This is a genomic window from Hahella sp. NS-SX17, assembly GCF_057367735.1.
In genome coordinates this window covers 3909940-3926414 of the sequence record NZ_CM170632.1, presented here as the reverse complement: position 1 = coordinate 3926414, position 16475 = coordinate 3909940, and the positions used below count along the sequence as shown (strand labels likewise).

17 protein-coding genes are annotated in these 16475 nt (G+C 53.9%); 6 read left to right on the top strand and 11 right to left on the bottom strand.

Going from position 1 to position 16475, the window contains the following annotated elements:
• Nucleotides 1-194 precede the first annotated feature (194 nt).
• Nucleotides 195-812 carry a TetR/AcrR family transcriptional regulator gene (locus AC2IBB_RS17470; RefSeq protein WP_486328050.1) on the top strand — a complete coding sequence of 206 codons (618 nt, stop codon included), beginning with the start codon at nucleotides 195-197 and terminating at the stop codon, nucleotides 810-812.
• A gap of 175 nt (nucleotides 813-987) precedes the next feature.
• Nucleotides 988-1815, top strand: a complete 828-nt coding sequence (locus AC2IBB_RS17465) for a DUF429 domain-containing protein (protein ID WP_486328049.1) — start codon at nucleotides 988-990, stop codon at nucleotides 1813-1815.
• Nucleotides 1816-2316: 501 nt separating this feature from the next.
• On the opposite strand, the gene AC2IBB_RS17460 is transcribed toward AC2IBB_RS17465, so the two are convergent.
• The 3 genes from AC2IBB_RS17460 to AC2IBB_RS17450 form a co-directional block, all read right to left on the bottom strand.
• The gene (locus AC2IBB_RS17460) at nucleotides 2317-4134 is read right to left on the bottom strand and encodes a tetratricopeptide repeat protein (protein ID WP_486328048.1); all 1818 of its coding nucleotides are present in this window, start codon (nucleotides 4132-4134) and stop codon (nucleotides 2317-2319) included.
• Between the two features lie 117 nt (nucleotides 4135-4251).
• Nucleotides 4252-5283 (bottom strand): PEP-CTERM sorting domain-containing protein, encoded by a 1032-nt coding sequence (locus AC2IBB_RS17455; RefSeq protein WP_486328047.1) that lies wholly within the window; start codon nucleotides 5281-5283, stop codon nucleotides 4252-4254.
• Nucleotides 5284-5807: 524 nt separating this feature from the next.
• Nucleotides 5808-6341 (bottom strand): COG4315 family predicted lipoprotein, encoded by a 534-nt coding sequence (locus AC2IBB_RS17450; protein WP_486328046.1) that lies wholly within the window; start codon nucleotides 6339-6341, stop codon nucleotides 5808-5810.
• 307 nt (nucleotides 6342-6648) lie between these two features.
• Here AC2IBB_RS17450 and AC2IBB_RS17445 point away from each other — a divergent pair, with 307 nt between their 5' ends.
• Nucleotides 6649-7308 carry a hypothetical protein gene (locus tag AC2IBB_RS17445; protein WP_486328045.1) on the top strand — a complete coding sequence of 220 codons (660 nt, stop codon included), beginning with the start codon at nucleotides 6649-6651 and terminating at the stop codon, nucleotides 7306-7308.
• Nucleotides 7309-7373: 65 nt separating this feature from the next.
• On the opposite strand, the gene AC2IBB_RS17440 is transcribed toward AC2IBB_RS17445, so the two are convergent.
• Entirely contained in the window at nucleotides 7374-7985 is a 612-nt protein-coding gene (locus AC2IBB_RS17440) for a histidine phosphatase family protein (RefSeq protein WP_486328044.1), read from the bottom strand.
• Nucleotides 7986-8112: 127 nt separating this feature from the next.
• Here AC2IBB_RS17440 and AC2IBB_RS17435 point away from each other — a divergent pair, with 127 nt between their 5' ends.
• The 3 genes from AC2IBB_RS17435 to AC2IBB_RS17425 all read left to right on the top strand — a co-directional run bounded on the left by AC2IBB_RS17435 (nucleotide 8113) and on the right by AC2IBB_RS17425 (nucleotide 9430).
• Nucleotides 8113-8436, top strand: coding sequence for a hypothetical protein (locus AC2IBB_RS17435; RefSeq protein WP_486328043.1), 324 nt, complete (start codon nucleotides 8113-8115; stop codon nucleotides 8434-8436).
• A 344-nt stretch (nucleotides 8437-8780) separates the two neighbouring features.
• Nucleotides 8781-9146, top strand: coding sequence for a DUF2750 domain-containing protein (locus AC2IBB_RS17430; protein WP_486328042.1), 366 nt, complete (start codon nucleotides 8781-8783; stop codon nucleotides 9144-9146).
• A 68-nt stretch (nucleotides 9147-9214) separates the two neighbouring features.
• A complete protein-coding gene (locus AC2IBB_RS17425) occupies nucleotides 9215-9430 on the top strand; it encodes a hypothetical protein (protein ID WP_486328041.1) in 216 nt (71 codons plus the stop codon).
• Between the two features lie 73 nt (nucleotides 9431-9503).
• On the opposite strand, the gene AC2IBB_RS17420 is transcribed toward AC2IBB_RS17425, so the two are convergent.
• From AC2IBB_RS17420 to AC2IBB_RS17390, 7 genes are all read right to left on the bottom strand, one after another.
• Nucleotides 9504-10235 carry a siderophore-interacting protein gene (locus AC2IBB_RS17420; protein ID WP_486328040.1) on the bottom strand — a complete coding sequence of 244 codons (732 nt, stop codon included), beginning with the start codon at nucleotides 10233-10235 and terminating at the stop codon, nucleotides 9504-9506.
• A gap of 54 nt (nucleotides 10236-10289) precedes the next feature.
• Nucleotides 10290-10757: a MarR family winged helix-turn-helix transcriptional regulator gene (locus tag AC2IBB_RS17415; RefSeq protein ID WP_486328039.1), complete on the bottom strand. Its 468-nt coding sequence runs from the start codon at nucleotides 10755-10757 to the stop codon at nucleotides 10290-10292.
• Between the two features lie 181 nt (nucleotides 10758-10938).
• A complete protein-coding gene (locus AC2IBB_RS17410; protein ID WP_486328038.1) occupies nucleotides 10939-12825 on the bottom strand; it encodes a putative bifunctional diguanylate cyclase/phosphodiesterase in 1887 nt (628 codons plus the stop codon).
• Between the two features lie 81 nt (nucleotides 12826-12906).
• On the bottom strand, nucleotides 12907-13077 hold the full coding sequence (locus AC2IBB_RS17405; protein WP_486328037.1) for a hypothetical protein: 171 nt from the start codon (nucleotides 13075-13077) through the stop codon (nucleotides 12907-12909).
• A 232-nt stretch (nucleotides 13078-13309) separates the two neighbouring features.
• Nucleotides 13310-13750: a hypothetical protein gene (locus AC2IBB_RS17400; protein WP_486328036.1), complete on the bottom strand. Its 441-nt coding sequence runs from the start codon at nucleotides 13748-13750 to the stop codon at nucleotides 13310-13312.
• A 15-nt stretch (nucleotides 13751-13765) separates the two neighbouring features.
• Entirely contained in the window at nucleotides 13766-14311 is a 546-nt protein-coding gene (locus AC2IBB_RS17395) for a flavodoxin (RefSeq protein WP_486328035.1), read from the bottom strand.
• Nucleotides 14312-14459: 148 nt separating this feature from the next.
• On the bottom strand, nucleotides 14460-16445 hold the full coding sequence (locus AC2IBB_RS17390) for a hypothetical protein (protein WP_486328034.1): 1986 nt from the start codon (nucleotides 16443-16445) through the stop codon (nucleotides 14460-14462).
• Between the last annotated feature and the right edge of the window lie 30 nt (nucleotides 16446-16475).

Genomic DNA, 16475 nt, shown 5'->3' with positions numbered 1-16475 from the left:
ATGGAGCAATGTTCCGGATAATACGGAACCATGTTCCGCTTATCAAGAGATAAATGGAGCGCTGTTCCGTTTTTTAATTAAGTCGACGGCGTTCCGTTTTAAATTGAAACGGCAGTGTTCCGGTAAACGCTGAAACGTTGAAACGTTGAAACGCTGGAAAAGATAGAAACCAAGGCTTCCCCTGAGGACTGACATTGAGCAAACAGACAAAAACAGAAAGCGCTGGCGGCGGGAAAAGCAAAGCGCGCCCCGTACGGGCGGACGCCCAACGTAATCTAGACGCCTTGCTGAACGCGGCGCTGGAAGTATTCGCCACCTCGGGCGTGGACGCGCCGGTGCGGGAAATCGCCGCCAAAGCGGGAGTCGGCATGGGCACGGTTTATCGACATTTTCCGCAACGTTCGGACCTGATCGTGGCGGTATTTCGTCAACAGGTAGACGCCTGCGCCGCAGCCGCCGACACGCTGGCGGAGCAACATACGCCGGGAGAAGCGCTGGCGTGTTGGATTCAACGCTACGCCGACTTTATCGTCACCAAACGGGGACTGGCCACCGCACTGCATTCCGGCGACCCGGCCTATAGCACACTGCCAGGGTACTTCGACAAGCAACTGAAACCGCAATTGCAACGCTTACTCGACGCCGCCATCGCCACCGGCGAAGTACGCAAAGACGTGGACCCGGACGACCTGCTGAGAGCCGTAGGCAGCCTATGCATGTCCGCCCATGACGACCGCATCGACTACGCACGAAGAATGGTCGCGCTACTTGTAGACGGCCTGCGCTACAACCCCGATTTGAAGGCGAAGTAGATCAGTAGTCAGTAGGTCGGAAAAGCACAGCGCCTTCCGACACCATACTTTCATACCTATTAATGTCTTTAAATACAAATCCTTAAAATTGATATTTAAACCAAATTATTGGATGGCGCTGCGCTTATCCAACCTAAGTTTTATCTCTGTCATGCGTTGACCTGCGGGTACGAAAATGGATAAATCCGACGCTTGCAACAACATGCTGTACATCGGCTGGGATGTTGGCGGTTGGAATTGCGATAGCAACAGCAAAAGCCGCGACGCCTTGGTGGTGCTGGACGGTCAGCGCAACCTGCTGGGCAAGCCCTGGCGGGGTAATTTGCGGACGGTGATCAATCAGGCGGCCACCACGGCGGAGTGGATTCAGGCGCTGCTTGATGGTTGCAAGGTGACATGGCCGTCCCGGAAGCTTCCTGCTGTGATCCTGGCCATTGATACGCCTTTGGGCTTCTCCCAGGCGTTGCAGCAACTGATCACCGGTGGAGCCCCTGTTGATCGACTGGATGAGTCCGCGGCTAATCCTTATCTGTTCCGTCAGACTGAGCGCTTTCTGTTTCGACATGGCTTGACGCCACTCTCTGCGGTCAAAGATATGATCGGCAGTCAGGCTACGAAAGGCATGCACGCGCTCGCCAAGTTCGCGCCGCGGCGAAAGTCCATCGGCGTTTGGGAAGGGGATGGTCTGCTCCAGACTATCGAAGCCTATCCCTCGTCCTGCAAACACTCCGATCGTATGGCGACGCTGCTGGAGCCATTTTGCTCTGAGCGGACCAGTGACACGCAACCCTTACGTCCTCACTGGCGAGACGCCGCCTTTGTCGCGAGTATCGACCACGAGGACAAACGGGACGCACTGATCTGCGCCCTGATCGCCTGGCTGTTTGTGAACCAGCCCGAACAACTACAACCGCCGGAACCGGATACCCCGATATCGGAAGGCTGGATTTTCGTCCCCAAAGACGGCTTGGACGCAGAGAAAAAAGGCGACAAAACCAAGTAGGTCGGAAAAGCGCAGCGCCTTCCGACGCTGTGTTTTTGTGCCAATAAATACCTTTTATATCAATAGATTGCAGTGGCTTTCTTAGGCTGGTTGTTGGATGGCGCTTTGCTTATCCAACCTACAATTAATACCTTCCCCCAATACTTCCTTCCAAAGGCAGGTCGGAAAAGTGAAGCGCCTTCCGACGCTATGTTTCTATGTAAATATATACATTTAAAATCAGAGGATTGAGGTGGCTTATTAAACCTGGTTGTTGGATGGCGCTTTGCTTATCCAACCTACAATTAATACCTTCCCCCAATACTTCCTTCCAAAGGCAGGTCGGAAAAGCGAAGCGCCTTCCGACGCTGTGTTTCCATGATAATAAATTCATTTAAAATCAGAGGATTGAGGTGGCTTATTAAACCTGGTTGTTGGATGGCGCTGCGCTTATCCAACCTACTTTGAGGTGTGAAAAATGTTGGGGAAGTGCGGGCGGGTCGCCCGCGCATCCGGGTAGGGTTAGTTTTGCAGTTGTTTTTCTGCGTCGGTTTTCCAGGGGGAGGCCAGGCCTAGTCTCAGGGAGGATTTGAACAGGCTTTGGGCTTCCGCTACTTCGCCGCTTTTTTGCTTCACTTTGGCGTAGTGGTAGGTGATTGTCGGGTTGTTGGCGGCCAGTTGGTAGGCTTTGCCGATGTTGGCTTCCGCTTCGGTGACCTTGCCCAGGCGGAATTGTATCCAGCCGAGGGTATCCAGGACGGTGGGGTTGATAGGAGCGAGTTTCCCGGCTTGCAGCGCCAGTTTTTCCGCTTCGTTGAGTTTGTCCGTTTCGCCCAGCAGGTACGCCAGATTGTTCAGCGCGCCCAGATGGGAGTCGTTCAGGCGCAGAACGCGGCGATAGGCGTCTATCGCCTGATCGGTTTTCTTGTCTTGTTCATAAAGGGAGCCTAACAGGAACAACCCTTCGTGGGACTCGGGGTTATTTTTGACCAGGATTTCCATTTCCTGCTGGGCTTTGTCCAGCGTTCCCAGTTGTTTCAGCGCGACGGCTTTGGCCATGCGTAAGGAGCCGGAGTCCGGCGCCAGTTGCAGCCCTTTGTCGAACAACTCCACGGCGGCGGCGTAATCCCGGGTGAAGGCGTGAAATGATCCCGCGTAAAGATAGCTCTGTGGGTTATCCGGGTAAGTTTTCAGCAAATCAGTGTAGACTGCTTTCGCCTTAGTCGGGTCGTTCTGCAACTGATAGAGGCTGCCCAGGCGCTGGTAGTACGGGAAAGGCGTCTCGGATCGTTTAATCAGGTCTTTGTAGACTTTCTCCGCCAGCTCATGTTTGCTGGATTGAGCAAAGTAATCGCCGGCCTGCACCGCCAGGTTTTCCGGCAGCGAGTCGTCCTTCAGCGCTTCCTGGTAGTCACTCGCCGCTTTGTCGTTATCGCCTTTTTTAGCCTGGGTCAGGGCGCGCTGGTAATACGCCAGCCCCCAGTCTGACTTTAATTTGAGCAATTGGTTGAAGCTGTCAAGGGAGTTATCCAGCTGACCTGCGTCACGCTGGGCGAGGCCCAGGGCTAATAGCGGCGCGGGTTGTTTAGGAGACAGTTTAAGGGCTTTCTGGAGCAGGGGGATGGCCGCTTCGGGGCTTTGATTAGCGACATGGGCGTTGGCCAGCAGCACCAGCGCAACGGTGTTGTCGCTACTGACGTCAATGACCGGAGAGAGCAGCTTAACGGCTTTGCCTGGTTCGCCATTTTTAACGTACTGCTCCGCCAGATTGAGTTTGACCCCCACATAGTCATCCGGCGTGTTGGCCAAGCCTTTCTGCAAGTGCTCTATGGACTTGGCGACCTCGCCTTGCTCCTGATAAATCAGGCCCAGCCGTTGATGCGCGCGGGAGTCGTTGTCGTTATAGCCGACGGCGGTTTTATAAGCGTTAAACGCTTTCCTGGGTTCTTTCAGGGCAGAGTGAACATCGCCCTGCTTGGTCCAGGCGGAGCTTTGCGTGGGCGCCAGTTGCGTGGCTTTTTGCAGCTGCTCCAGTCCCTCCTTGAGTTTTCCCTGTAACGCCAGCACGGTTCCTTTCAGCTCCAGCGCCAGTGAATTGTTCGGCTCTTTGGCGAGAATGTCATCCAGCAGCTTCTGGCTCTGCATAAACTTCTGCTGCCGTATCAGATCCAGTGCGGTTGCGAGGTCTTGATTGGCGGACTGCTGCTCAACGCCCACAGGAGGCGCGTCCAGAAAGAACAGGCTGGTGTCGGATTGTTCTGAACTGGGTTGTGTGATGGCTGCGTGACTGCCGCCAACAGCGAAAAAGACTGCCAGTGCGAGGGAGAGGCGTTTGTTCATCGATAAGGACCTTATAATTCTCAGACAAGTTAGCTTCATGCTTTGTCAGAGTGTAATCCAATATGCGGGATAAAAAAAAAGGGCGTTGTTAAAACGCCCTTTTTATAGACGGACTGATCAGGCCATTCTGCGACGCGCCAGCAAGCCAACCAGAGCCAGGCCCATCAACGCCAGACTGGTGGGTTCTGGAACCGGGGCGCCGACAATGATGCGGTCGCGCTCAGTAGCGACTCTGCCGCCGTCAACCGTGGCGTAGATGTTGAAGTCGTGAGTGCCGGGAGTCGTGCCGGTGAAGGTGACTTCAAAATCATAGGTTGCAGCGCTGTCACGGGTGAAAGAGCCGTTATAGGACGCAGGAGACACGGAGACCATGCCGGGAGGCGCGCCGGAGATATCGAGCGCCACCTCAGTGTAGGTGGAAATAGCGGTCGAAATGGCGTCGTTGATAGTGTCTACCAATGTAGTGGTGTCGATGCCTGCGTGATAGGTGCCGCCAGTCGCTGCGGTGATGCGCGTAGCCTGGCCGGTTCCGTCAAGGCAGAAACCAAATGTGCAGTTGGCGACGTCAATCGCCTCAACCTGGATGCTGGCTGCCTGCAACGCAGCGGTTGCGCTGGCTTCAGTTGAGCCTAAAGAAGGATCATGGCCGGTTGCATCGCCGAACCACAGCAAGATGCGCTCAGCGTCTGGACGCCAGGAGATGGTGCTGGCGACCTGTTCCAAAGCGTAAATATTCGCTTCAGGGAAGTCGCCGCCGCCTGAGGCGGTCCAGCTGTTAATCGCGGCTTGCGCTGCGGAGGTGTCGCTGGTCATATCGGTCAGGGTGCGATAAGCGAAGAAATCGCTGGCGTCACGATAGCCGCCTACACCGAAGTTAATATCGCCAAAGCCGGCTGCTGTTCCCAGTATGGAGCTGGCGGCGGCTTTAACCGCTGCAATTTCTCCCCCCATGCTGCCTGTTTCATCCATCAGGAAGAATACGTCTACCTTGGATGTAGTAGCTTCAGCGTCAACGGTGACTGTCTTGGTGATGGTCACGCTTTCGCCGACACCCAGCGTGGCTGAGTAAGTAGCGGGAGAGATGGAATCCGCCATCGCCGTAAACGGCAGGAAAGCGGTCAGAGCGAGTGAGCAGGCTAGCCTTTTCATTGTTACCTCCTGGTGTGGGTTGTAGTTAGATTAAGTACTGCAATGAAAAATTCTTGAGATTGCTCAGGGAACCTATAAGGCACAAAACAGGCCAATCTCATGAGAACCCAGACATTTGGGATCTTTCTTAACTCTGTCGGGGAGGGGCCCGACAAGAACTGTAAAACCGTTATATAAGTATTATTACTAAAGGCCAAAAGTCTTATTCCATTGAGGCTAATTTGGCAAAAATCGAAGGTTTTGTACACAAAGCTAAGCGTCTGTTTTGTATCGTTTTTGTGTGATCTAACGACTACCCTGAACGCCCTTGCCGTAAGGGTTAGGCTGAATTTTGAACAAACAGAAATTTAAGAAGGTGTAAATTCTTTGAACGCTGACAAGGTCCCGCCAGCTAGTGCGAGAGACGCGTTAACTTACCAGGTAAGGCGGTAAAAATAGCGCTGACGGCGAGTTGGACGTCAGCGCTTAAAGAGAGCTATTTAACCAGCAGAGGAAGAGGCTTTCTGTCTATCTGTCTGAAACAATTAAGGCTGGGCGACGTACCACACGTTGCCTACGCCATGGCCCGTCGCATCGCCTTGCTGACGGTCGCCGACCCACAGGTACAGAGGCTGGTTCTTGTAAGCCCACTGATAAGTCCCGTCTTTACGGCCGACGATAGTGAAGTCGCCCCAGGTTTTAGCGTCTTTCTTGGCGAAAAACGGAGGCCAGCTGTCTGCGCAGGAATCGTAGCAGACAGACGCGCCATTGCTGTCTTTGGTGAAGGTGTACAGCGTCATGCCTTGCGCGTTGGCGAATACTTCACCGACAGAGGTAGTGACTTTGGTGACGACCTTAGAGGAGCTGGCGCTGGCTGAAGAAGTTTTCAGCAGGCCGCCGGCGTTGTCGTAGGAGTTGTTATAGCCGTCAGCGCTGGCGTAGCTGTTGGCGCTGTAGCTCTTGCTGGAGCTGGAATACTTTTCATCGCAGTAACGATCCGCTTTGCCTTCAGCAAATACGGCGGAGGTGAAACCAGCGGTGGCGATCATCAGAGTGGTCAGTGCGGCGAACTTTTTCATCTTTCTATCCTTTATCTATCTAAGTGTGATCTATCTAAGGTTGGTTAGCGGGTCTCGGACCCTGAATTTGAAACTCGTAGATAAAGACGACAGGGATGCGGCGTTTGGATGCAAAGAAATTAAAAAAATTTCTGGTTTCTGAATTTCACTTTAAAAACAACTCTTAAGGTTCCCTTAAGAATGCGGCGTTAATCTGCGTACATGAAACAAGGAGAGGACGCTAACCCGCCGCGGAAGTATGGCGGCTCTCTCTAACAATCATAAAAGAACAAAACACCCTCAATAATGCATAAAAGGAACCTTAATCATGGCTAGTTACATCTATCTTCCCGTTGTCGGCCCGGAAATGATCGCACTGTCCGCGCAACTCGCCGGTGTCTTGAACGCCACCGTGATTCAAAAACCGCGACTCAGATTGCCCACCTCGCCTGGCTGTCTGTCGCGTTTACACGCCACTGACACGCTGTATATTTTCACTCATGGCGCGGGCAGGGGTGATACGGCCACCATCGCCGCCAAGGAGAACGGCTGGTTGCCGAGAAACCGTCAGCACTACGATAGAGAGACGAAGCATTGGGTAGGCGGGGTATTCAAAGCGTTCACCACGGAGCAGATGGCGGACGATTTACGTGAGGAAGGTCTGCCCCTGAACTTCATTGATGTGCACGTACTGGCCTGCGGCGGCGGATACGCCGGCGCGTTATCACCCTGGGTGGAGCGTTTCTGCACTAAACTCTCCAGAACCCATGTCTTTGTCGAAGTTACCGGCTATCAAGGGTTTGTGCATATCTCCACCGGCTCTATCCGCGTCGAAGACCGTAACGAGCGCGGCGCCCGCAGCTTCTACAGCCTGGAGGAAAAAGCCGTAGTTTACCGCTCCGGTTATGCGGAAATGACCGCCGGTCGCGGCAGATCCTCCTTCGCCCGTCCCATCAATACGCGGGATCGGTCGCACCATAATACCTAAGGGCGGTTGCACCAAATATGTAAGGGAAGTTGCAAAGGGGAGCGCGCGCCCTCTCCCTTGTTTCCTCACAACACCCCAATAAGATGCGAAGCTTTACCCCAATAAGACACTGTCCAGTCATTGTTCGAATACGTGATTTCGGAATAAGCGCAATTGAAGTGGGTGTACTGGCTGGCGCTGGTTCTATCTTGGGCATGTATCCACCAGATCAGCGCCTTTAAAAAGTTGCCGTGGGTGATCGCCAGGAGGGTGTCATCTTGATGATGGGTTGCAAGCAGATTTAGAAACTGACTTGCTCTTTGCGCGACTTCCGCCAGGCTCTCGGAGTTTTCGCCGGCTTTTTTGTAGGGGTGTTCTCCCCGGATAACGGCCCTGGCGGAAGGGTCCCTTCGGTCTATGTCATGCAGGGACAGGCCTTCATAGGAGCCGAAGTTCTGTTCTTGCAGCAAGTCGCATACTTCAAAGTCCGGCGAAATGACCTTGCATGTTTCCATACAGCGTAAAGCGGGCGATGAGTAAACCTTGGCGAAGCGGTAGTGCTTCACGTCCGTCGCCAGCCTGTCTGCTTGCGCTTTGCCCTGGTCCGTCAGGTCGGAGTTGAGGCGGCCTTGCAGGCGACCTTGTTGATTCCAGATCGTCTGACCGTGCCGCGCCAGGATGACTTTCATGCTATCCATTTCGTTCCATTCCACTACTTCACTGATTCTCTATTCTGAACGACCGAAAGATTGGCACTGTAGGGCTAACCTGGATTATTGTCGAGGGTAAGCAATTTCTTATTTCTTTTTTGGGGGGAGAAAGAAAATGAACTTCGATAAGTTTAAAGAAGAGACGTTAAAAGGCCTGCGCGCCTCGGCGGAATCTTATGCGGAGATGATTCTGTCCGAACCGGAAACCATGGCGGAATTAACCGACGCCAGCGATGAGGCCACACGGGAGGAACTCATTGACGAAATCGTCGACACCGCCTGGGAGCGCAACGGCGAAGCCTGGTTCGAACGCTTTGTCATTGAGCCGGGACTACCCGACGACATTGAACCAGGCGATTTAATAAAAATGCTGAGACCCAGCGCCAAATACCGGGAATGGGTGCAGGCGGTGATTGAGGAGAGGGTCTCGGAGAGTTGAGTAGCATTTCAATGGAGTCTGTAATATGAAACTCGAAAATGAGGTGTCTCAATATGAATGTTTCAAGTGATAGTTTGGGAAAAATAAAGAGTCTCATTGACGAAGGTAAATTCTCTTGCTTAAAAGATTTGTGTGAGAGAATACGGCAGGCGTACGGAGGGGCTCCCTCAAGTAGTTGGTTATGTATGAACTGTGAATCTGAGATAGATGAAGACTGGTGCGTAACTTGCCATAGTAAGGATTATTCAATTCCAGTAAGCCCCTTTTCACGAGAGGATATGAACTCACTGCATGCCTTCTCACAATCAATTGCAGACACGATGAAGGATATTACAGAGTAATAAATGGCGACAAGCAATGAAACTCGGTGGGAGCTGTATGTTCAAGAGGTGGCCGAACATGGTCTGGTGTGGACGATCGAAAAAGACGGCCAGTTTGTAACCTCAAATAACAGGCACGGAACAAAGTGTTTTCCGTGGTGGTCAAGCAGGGAGCGAGTAATCGCGCAGATCAATCAGGTTCCGGCCTATACAGGCTATATTCAGTCTGGCTACGAATGGCGGACATTTCTGGATGAATGGGTTCCATCTCTGCGGCAGGCGAAATGCCTGCTTGGCGTGAATTACAGTGGTAAAACCAATGTTGGACTGGACTTGCCTATTGATGATGTCATCAATGCGGTTAAGATGGCGCGGTCAAATCTTGGTTAGCTAGAACACATGCTGGTAGCAATATTAAAAGGTGCTCTCTTTTAGGTATTTTCCTAAAGGAGAGAAGAGTGAAGAAACGTGAAGTTCGTCTTATCAAGGCGTTTGGGCGCAATGAAGCAGGGCTGGCGGATTTACCTAAGAAGGTGTCCGGCACAACGGTTTCGAGAGTGGTTCTGGGGGATGAGTCCGGCTGCTCGCGCTGCTTTCCCCACGGTTTTGAAACCGTCAACGCCACAAGGCCTCAACGCAGTTGGAAGACGCATCGTAAAACCAGATGGAAATAAACGGTGATAAGGGCGCCAAAGTGCGCTCAACATCGCTGCTTGCAAAAGAGAACGGGGCTTTACGCCCCGTTTTTTAATTCAACGCCGCCTTCAGCACTTTGTGCTCATCTTCGCTGACGCCGAGTTTCCAGTAGCTGGAGATGTACAGGTCGCTTTTTTCCAGTCCTTCCTGGGCGCGGAAGTGGTCCCGCAACTGGCGCATGCTGTTTAGTTCGCAGGCGCACCAGACGGAGGGACGCCCTTGTAGCCAGGGCAGGTCGCGGACTTTGTTCAGCAGCAGGTTGCTGTCGACGCCGGGATGGGGATTAATCAGCCAGTGCACGTCGAGGTTGGTGGGGGTCTTAAGGGGCTGGATATCCGCCTCGCTGATCACCTCAATCACCGCATAGCCCCTCGCATTGGAGGGAAGCTGTTCCAGGTTGACGCTGATGGCGGGCAGGGCGGTCATGTCGCCGACTACCAGAAACCAGTCCGCTTCCGTATTCACCAGTTTTTTCGGACCAGGGCCGCCGATCAGGATCTGTGAGCCGATTTCCGCCTGGATCGCCCAGGTGGAGGCGGGGCCGCCGTCCTCATGAATGACGAAATCTATGTCGATCTCATCTTCTCTTTGCGCGCGCACGGTGTAGGTGCGCATCAGCGGGCGCTGCTCGCCGTCGCGGGGGAACATCAGTTTGACGTATGCGCTTTCCTGGTCGGCGGGAAAGCTGGCGATGCCGTCGCCGCCCAGGGTGACGCGCAGCATGTTGGGAGTAATCGATTGTCTGCGAACCAGTGTCAGTTCGCGGGGCGCAGGTCTGCTCATTTCATCCTCGTGAATTCAGTAAAGATAGGGCTCCATTGTGAGGAGCGGCTGTATTCAGTGTTTGAGGTTTTCCGCCATCGCATTCGCGAGTTTGACGAACTCCCGGATCTCATCAGCATTGAGGCCTTGCGCCATGCGGCTTCCCGCCAGCGCTTCCACCTCTTTTATTGTCTTGTACGCGTCGACGCCTTTCTGGGTTAAATGCAGTAGCTGGCTGCGTCGATCTTCAGGGTTGTCCCGTTTCTCAATCAACCCTTCCTCCAGCAGATCTTTCACCACCCGCGTGATCTGCGCCTTATCCCGCTGCAGGCGTTCTGCAATCACCTGGGCGGTGCAAAGAGCGTTTTTCTCACGGGCGTGGTTGATCACTTTCAGCGAACGTATATGGGAAACCGCCAGGGTCAGATTGACCTCCTGATACGCCTGACGCATCGCGCGCTTATAGGCATGAAGCAGACGGTGCAGGGACTCGCCGACGCTGATTTCGGGGATATTGATCTCTTGGACATTATTTTCCGGCATGATTCACAGCCTTGATTAGTTGACTATGTCAACCATAGTAAATATGGTTGATACTGTCAACCATATTGGTGTCAGGATTCTATTAACAGGGCGCATAGGTGCGCCTGCGTGGATAGCCGCGGGAGACAGGGCCAGCCCCGTCGCTGCTCACAACAAGAAATAAGAAGCCAAGAGAGCAGAGCTACAAAGGACGCTTTAACAGCATGTCGGTCAAATCGCTATGGGGCATGGGTCTGTAAAAGAAAAAGCCCTGCACCAGCGCGCAGTTATCTGTTTTCCTTCTTACGAACTCCAGGGTTTCGGCATCCTCAACGCCTTCCGCTATCAGCTCTAGATTCAGGTTTTTGCCGATGTCGATAATGGTCTGCACGATGGCGGATTTTTTCCCGTCTTGCAGGGCTCCCAGCAAGAATGAGCGATCGATTTTCAGGTAGGAGAAGGGAAGCTCCTGCAGATAACTGAGGGAGGAATAGCCCGTGCCAAAATCATCCAGGGCGAACTTAACGCCTTGTTGCTCCAGTTGCAGCATGGCGTTTCTCACCAGATCTTTATTCGCCATAAATAACGACTCCGTCACTTCCAGAATCAATCTGGACGGCGGGACATTGAAGCGCTCAAGCTCGGTGACGATGTCGCTGACCAGCCTGTTGTCATTAAAGTCAGCGATGGAGAGATTCACGGAAATAGTCGGTTCTGTAATGCCAAGCCGGCCCCAGTTCGCCAGAATCTTGCAGGCCTCATGGACAACCAGCCGGCTGATGTCCCGTATCATGCTGGTGCTTTCTGCGATAGGAATGAAAACCCCGGGCGGGATAACGCTGCCGTCCGGCTTCACCCAGCGTATCAGGCCTTCCGAGCCTTTGATCGCGCCCGTTCTGATATCCACCTTAGGCTGCAGATAAAGCGTCAGTTCGAGGTTTTCGATGGCTTTGCGCAACTGGTTTTCCAGCGTCTGTTTGCGCAATTCCTCCTCGGCGATATTGAAGCTGAAGAACTGAATGGCGGCGCCCTGACTAAAACCATGGTGCTTAGCCAGGTCCGCGTGCCGGACCAGATCATTTACGTTCTCGCCATCTTCGGGATAAACGCTGACGCCTATGTGACAGGAAATGAAGTAAAGATGGTTGCTGAATTCTATGGGTTGCTCTATGTCTCTGGCGATATTCCTGCATACCGACATGATCCACTCTCTGTCAGGGATGTCGCGCAAGATAACGATCAGATCATCCCCACCGAAACGGGCGATAACATCCTGATCTCGCAGACACAGCATGATGCGATGCACCGAGTCTATCAATATGGCGTCACCAACTTCAAAGCCCTGGGTGTCGTTAATCTTTTTGAGATCGGAAAGATCAATAAAAAGCACCGCGAGTTTCATCAGGTGAAAATTGTGAAAGCGCAGCTGCTTTTCAAGGAGCTGGGCGAGGCAGCTGCGGTTTGGCAGGCCTGTCAGTGAGTCATGCAACGCCTGAAAACGAATGACGTTATCGGTCATTTTTTGTGTGGTGATGTCCTTGAAGCTCCAGACCCGGCCTTGCAGTTGGCCGTCCACCACTTTGGGGGATGAGTAAAACTCATAATAGCGTCGACGCTGGAGCTCAATGAGTCCGTGCACATTTAGAAAAGGGTCGTTATGTATGCTTTCAAAAGCCCCTTCGAGTTCTGCGGGGTGTTTGCATAGCTGCAGCAACTGCTCTTCAAACCTGACGTCCGCCTGAAACTGGCTGATGAAGTCCTTCCCCTTGCAATTCATCCGGGATAACTCCCCGTTACAATCGAAGGAAATAATAGCGTCCCCGGTTGCGTCCAGGATGGCGGTTAGTTCTGCGCTGACATGACTGATCTGCGCATTCGCCTGCCTTAACTCCTCAACTTGCCGGGACAGCAGCGTATTTTTCTCATTCAGCTCATTGGATAGGACGAACAGGGAGCGTTCGACGAATCGAATTTCATCCTCGTGTTGCGCATAGGCGTTTGACACGCTCTCCAGAAAATGTGGGTGCGCCGCCAGGAGTTCGGACAGAGCGGATCGTTTTAATTGGAGCTGTAGCAGCTTGTGCATCATCCGGCCTCTTCGAAAAACCTCACCGTCATCGTTTGATTCAGCCGCCCGCAACGTCCGTCGTTGCAGATGACGGAAGAAATCTCACCATAGGAGTAAAAGCCCGCCATATAGCATTCTTATTGATGAAGATGTGGCGGCGGTCAGGCTGATGCAGTGGTCGAACAGTTTGGTTCCCTCAATTGCGCCGCTGGCTGAGGGCAGGGGCTGACTCCATACGCCATCCTGGTAGGTCGATTGGTAGATCTCCGCCACTTCCCCTCCATTCCTTGTCGCTTGTCCTACTCAAAGAATAGACCGAGTTCCGCGATACGCACGGCTGACAGCTTGAAATGGCGCCTTATGACCAGATTCGCCGCTGCTTCATAATCACCGATCACCCGAAGCCCCTGAGAAGCGTGGGCTATCACGTTATCATCTTGCCTGCCTGATTAATGGCGGAGTCTGCGTCAGCCACAGGGGTGATCGGTTGCTGAAGCCGGGCGGGTTAGTGCATCACCTGTGGCGTATCGCTGAAAATGCGGCGCCATTGGCGCATCCAGTTGTTCACTTTCGCGAGGGGCTCAAAGGTCACGTCCTTAAGAGGCAAAATGACTGACGGCATGGGTGTATCGCAGGAGATGTCTTTCATGCGGGCGTGAATGAAATCAAACAGGGGGAGGCGGTTATCTCTGTGCAGGCTGTTTCTGAGCGCGTGCATAAACTCAACCGCTGTGCGCATGTAGCGCTCCATTGCGCCGACGTCCGTTTCCTGCGTCAGCAGGATATCTGAGATTTCCAGGGCATTGCCGTAGAACATCACCGCCTCGTCCCAGGACTGGTTATCCACCAGACTGCGGGCTTTCTGGATCGTCAGTTTCCAACTGACATTGGCGTGTTCAGGGTCGCTCTCGATTTTCATGCGGTGCCTGGGGCATAAGAAATTCACTTGTCGCGTCTCCCTTCAGGCCACAAGGGCGTGTTCAAATTCATGAATAATCTGGCTGACCCAGCGTTGGACGCGCCGATCCGTCAGCTCGAATTGCTGGTCTTCGTCCACCGCCAGCCCGCAAAACAGGTTTTGCTCCTTGAGGAAGGCGAGAGAAGCGCTGAATTCGTATCCGTCAACCGGCCAGTAGCCAATGACTCTGGCGTGGGTGCGCAGAATTTTTTCGTGCAGCCACCCCATAGCGTCCAGAAAGTAGTCGGCGTATCCGAACTGATCGCCCAGTCCGTAGAGCGCAACGGTTTTTCCGCTCAAATCCGTTACCTGGATTTCCGGCTCAAAGTCCTCCCAGTCCTGCTGAATGCCCCCGAAGTCCCAGGTAGGAATGCCGAGGATAGCCAGATCGAATTGCTCCAGCACGGCGGAACTTGCTTCTCTTACATCGATCATTTCGACAGTCACGCCCTGGCCGGCGAACTCCCGGCAGATTTTCTCTCCGACCTCTTCCGTGTTGGTCGTGTCTGACCCGAATATCAGACCGACATTGGCTGTAGTGATTTTCATTGGAATCTCTTAACAAAAAAACGATTCGCAAATGGTAATCATTCTCATTTATGGGCGCAACCCTGTCATCAAATATGTCACTGATTAGGGTTGGTCAACAGTTGAGCAGGCCTAACCAAGTCATATTGCCGTAGCTCAATGGCTTCACCTACTTGCAAAGCCTCAAGTAAATCAGCAGGTTAATCAGGGCGGGTTTGTCTGTTTCTATGAAGTTCTCGCGCCAGGCTATGGCGGCGGACATAATCCGGCTCAGTTGGCGCAGTCCTGTGGCGTCGCATTGGAGGGTTAATTCCCGCCACCGGGATTGGGCGCGGGGAGAGGCGTGTCTGAGCCCGGTGATCAGCAGATCGCACAATAGCAGGTCCACTTCTTCCAACAGTCTGCTCAGGGCGGATCGCTCCAGGGCCAGAGGATTTTCCGCCGGCAGCGTATGAGCGACGGGCGTTCCGGGCAGGCTGTCGTCAACGCAGGGCTGCAGCATCATGGCTTGCTGATTCACGGAGTACACGACGCTGACAGGCTCGATCATCAGCGTGTGAGTGTGTTCTGTCACCGAGCCGGCGACATAGTTGATGTGCGAGCCATGCATGCGCAGCAGTTGCAATAGCGCTTCGGCGCCTTCCGCTCCCCGTGTCGAGTAGGGAAAAGACAGCGCTATGGCGGCGCCTTTTGCGTCCAGGAGATCCGCTTTGATGCATTGGGAGGCGGCGTCGAAACGGGGATTGGCGACGCCTGCGACTTTGAGCGCATAGAAGTTTTCATTGGCCTTGAGAGACCGAAACGGTCCCGCCAGCCGGCTGTCCAGACGCCTCAGGAGTTCTTCAAAGTCCTCCATCAAGAGATTCTGGCGCAGGTTCGTCCACTGAAAAGACTGTGGATTGACCGCCGTCTGGCGACCGAAAGTCACACGCTGATCCAGGGAGCGTTTAGCGCCTGAAGTTAATACCTGACCCTTACCGTAGTCGGAGACGGCATGCTGTTGTATGTACATGCGGCTGGCGATCTGATGATAAGAGCGCGGCGCCTCTTCTTCTTTCGATATCTTTTGGCTTTTCTCCAGCACGACAAGCGCGCCGGTATCCATATTTTGCAAAAACGCCTCCGCCAATACGCCGCCATTGACCGCTTGCATACGACAACCCAGCCCTATAAACCGGGTTTTGCCGGTCCGTTCCTTGCGTCGCTCCGGCCCACCGCCTCGGATCACCACTTCCGGCGCTGGAAGCGTCGGGGCGGCGAGGGCGCGCTGTCGACAGAGGAATTCGCCCATGTGGCGAAGCGCCAGTGAAGGGGAAAAAGCGCCGTCGCGTCGCTGGTAGCGGTCGATCTGCTCCACCAGACGCTCACAGTGGCTGGCCGGCCACAGCCAGTCATGAGTCTGCAGTTTTTTGGCGGAGCGCCTGAGCTTGTCCCGCAAGCCCGGCTCCAGCTGGGCCAACCCCTCTTGCAGCAGGCGGACAAACAGATAGCCGACGGACTCAAAGGCTTGCGGCTCGACAGGGGGAGGCGGACAGGTGCTGACATAACCGGCCGTCTGGCCCTGGGGGAGCCGCCGGAACGCCAGTATGGCGATAATCGCCGCCACCGCCGTCAGTTCTTCGTCGCCATCGGACTGCACATAGCGCGGATCGCCCGGCGCTAAAAAGCGGACCGCCACACCGACCGTCTCAATAATCGCCAACGGCTTTTCACTGAGGGCCAACTCCGCCAGTACACCCTCCTGAAACCACTTCTTCGCTTTGCGGATTTGCGCCGGGGTGTACGCCGTCGCCATCAATTCGTCGCTGATGTCTCCCGGATTCCAGGCGGCAGGGATTGGCGTTTCGGCGTCTTCCGCACGGATTTCCTGATAGGCCAGCACCAAAGTAATCAGGTGACGACAAGTGGTAGTCGAAGGGCAGGTGCAACGTCCATGGGGAAAGGCTTCATTCGCCGCCAGTTGCGTGACCACGCCATCCGGCCAGTGCGCCGCCAGATTGCCGGCGTCATCCTCCGACAAAAGAGTCTCGCCTGCAGCCAGTTCTGCACGTAGATTTTCCAGTTCTTTCTGCGCCCGCTTGACGGTTCCCCGGTTGGAATAGCCTTCCAGGTCCTGCAACGTCATGCTGAGTAGATCATCACGGCGTATGCTCATTCAAAGTCGCTCACGGTAGGTGCTCAATAT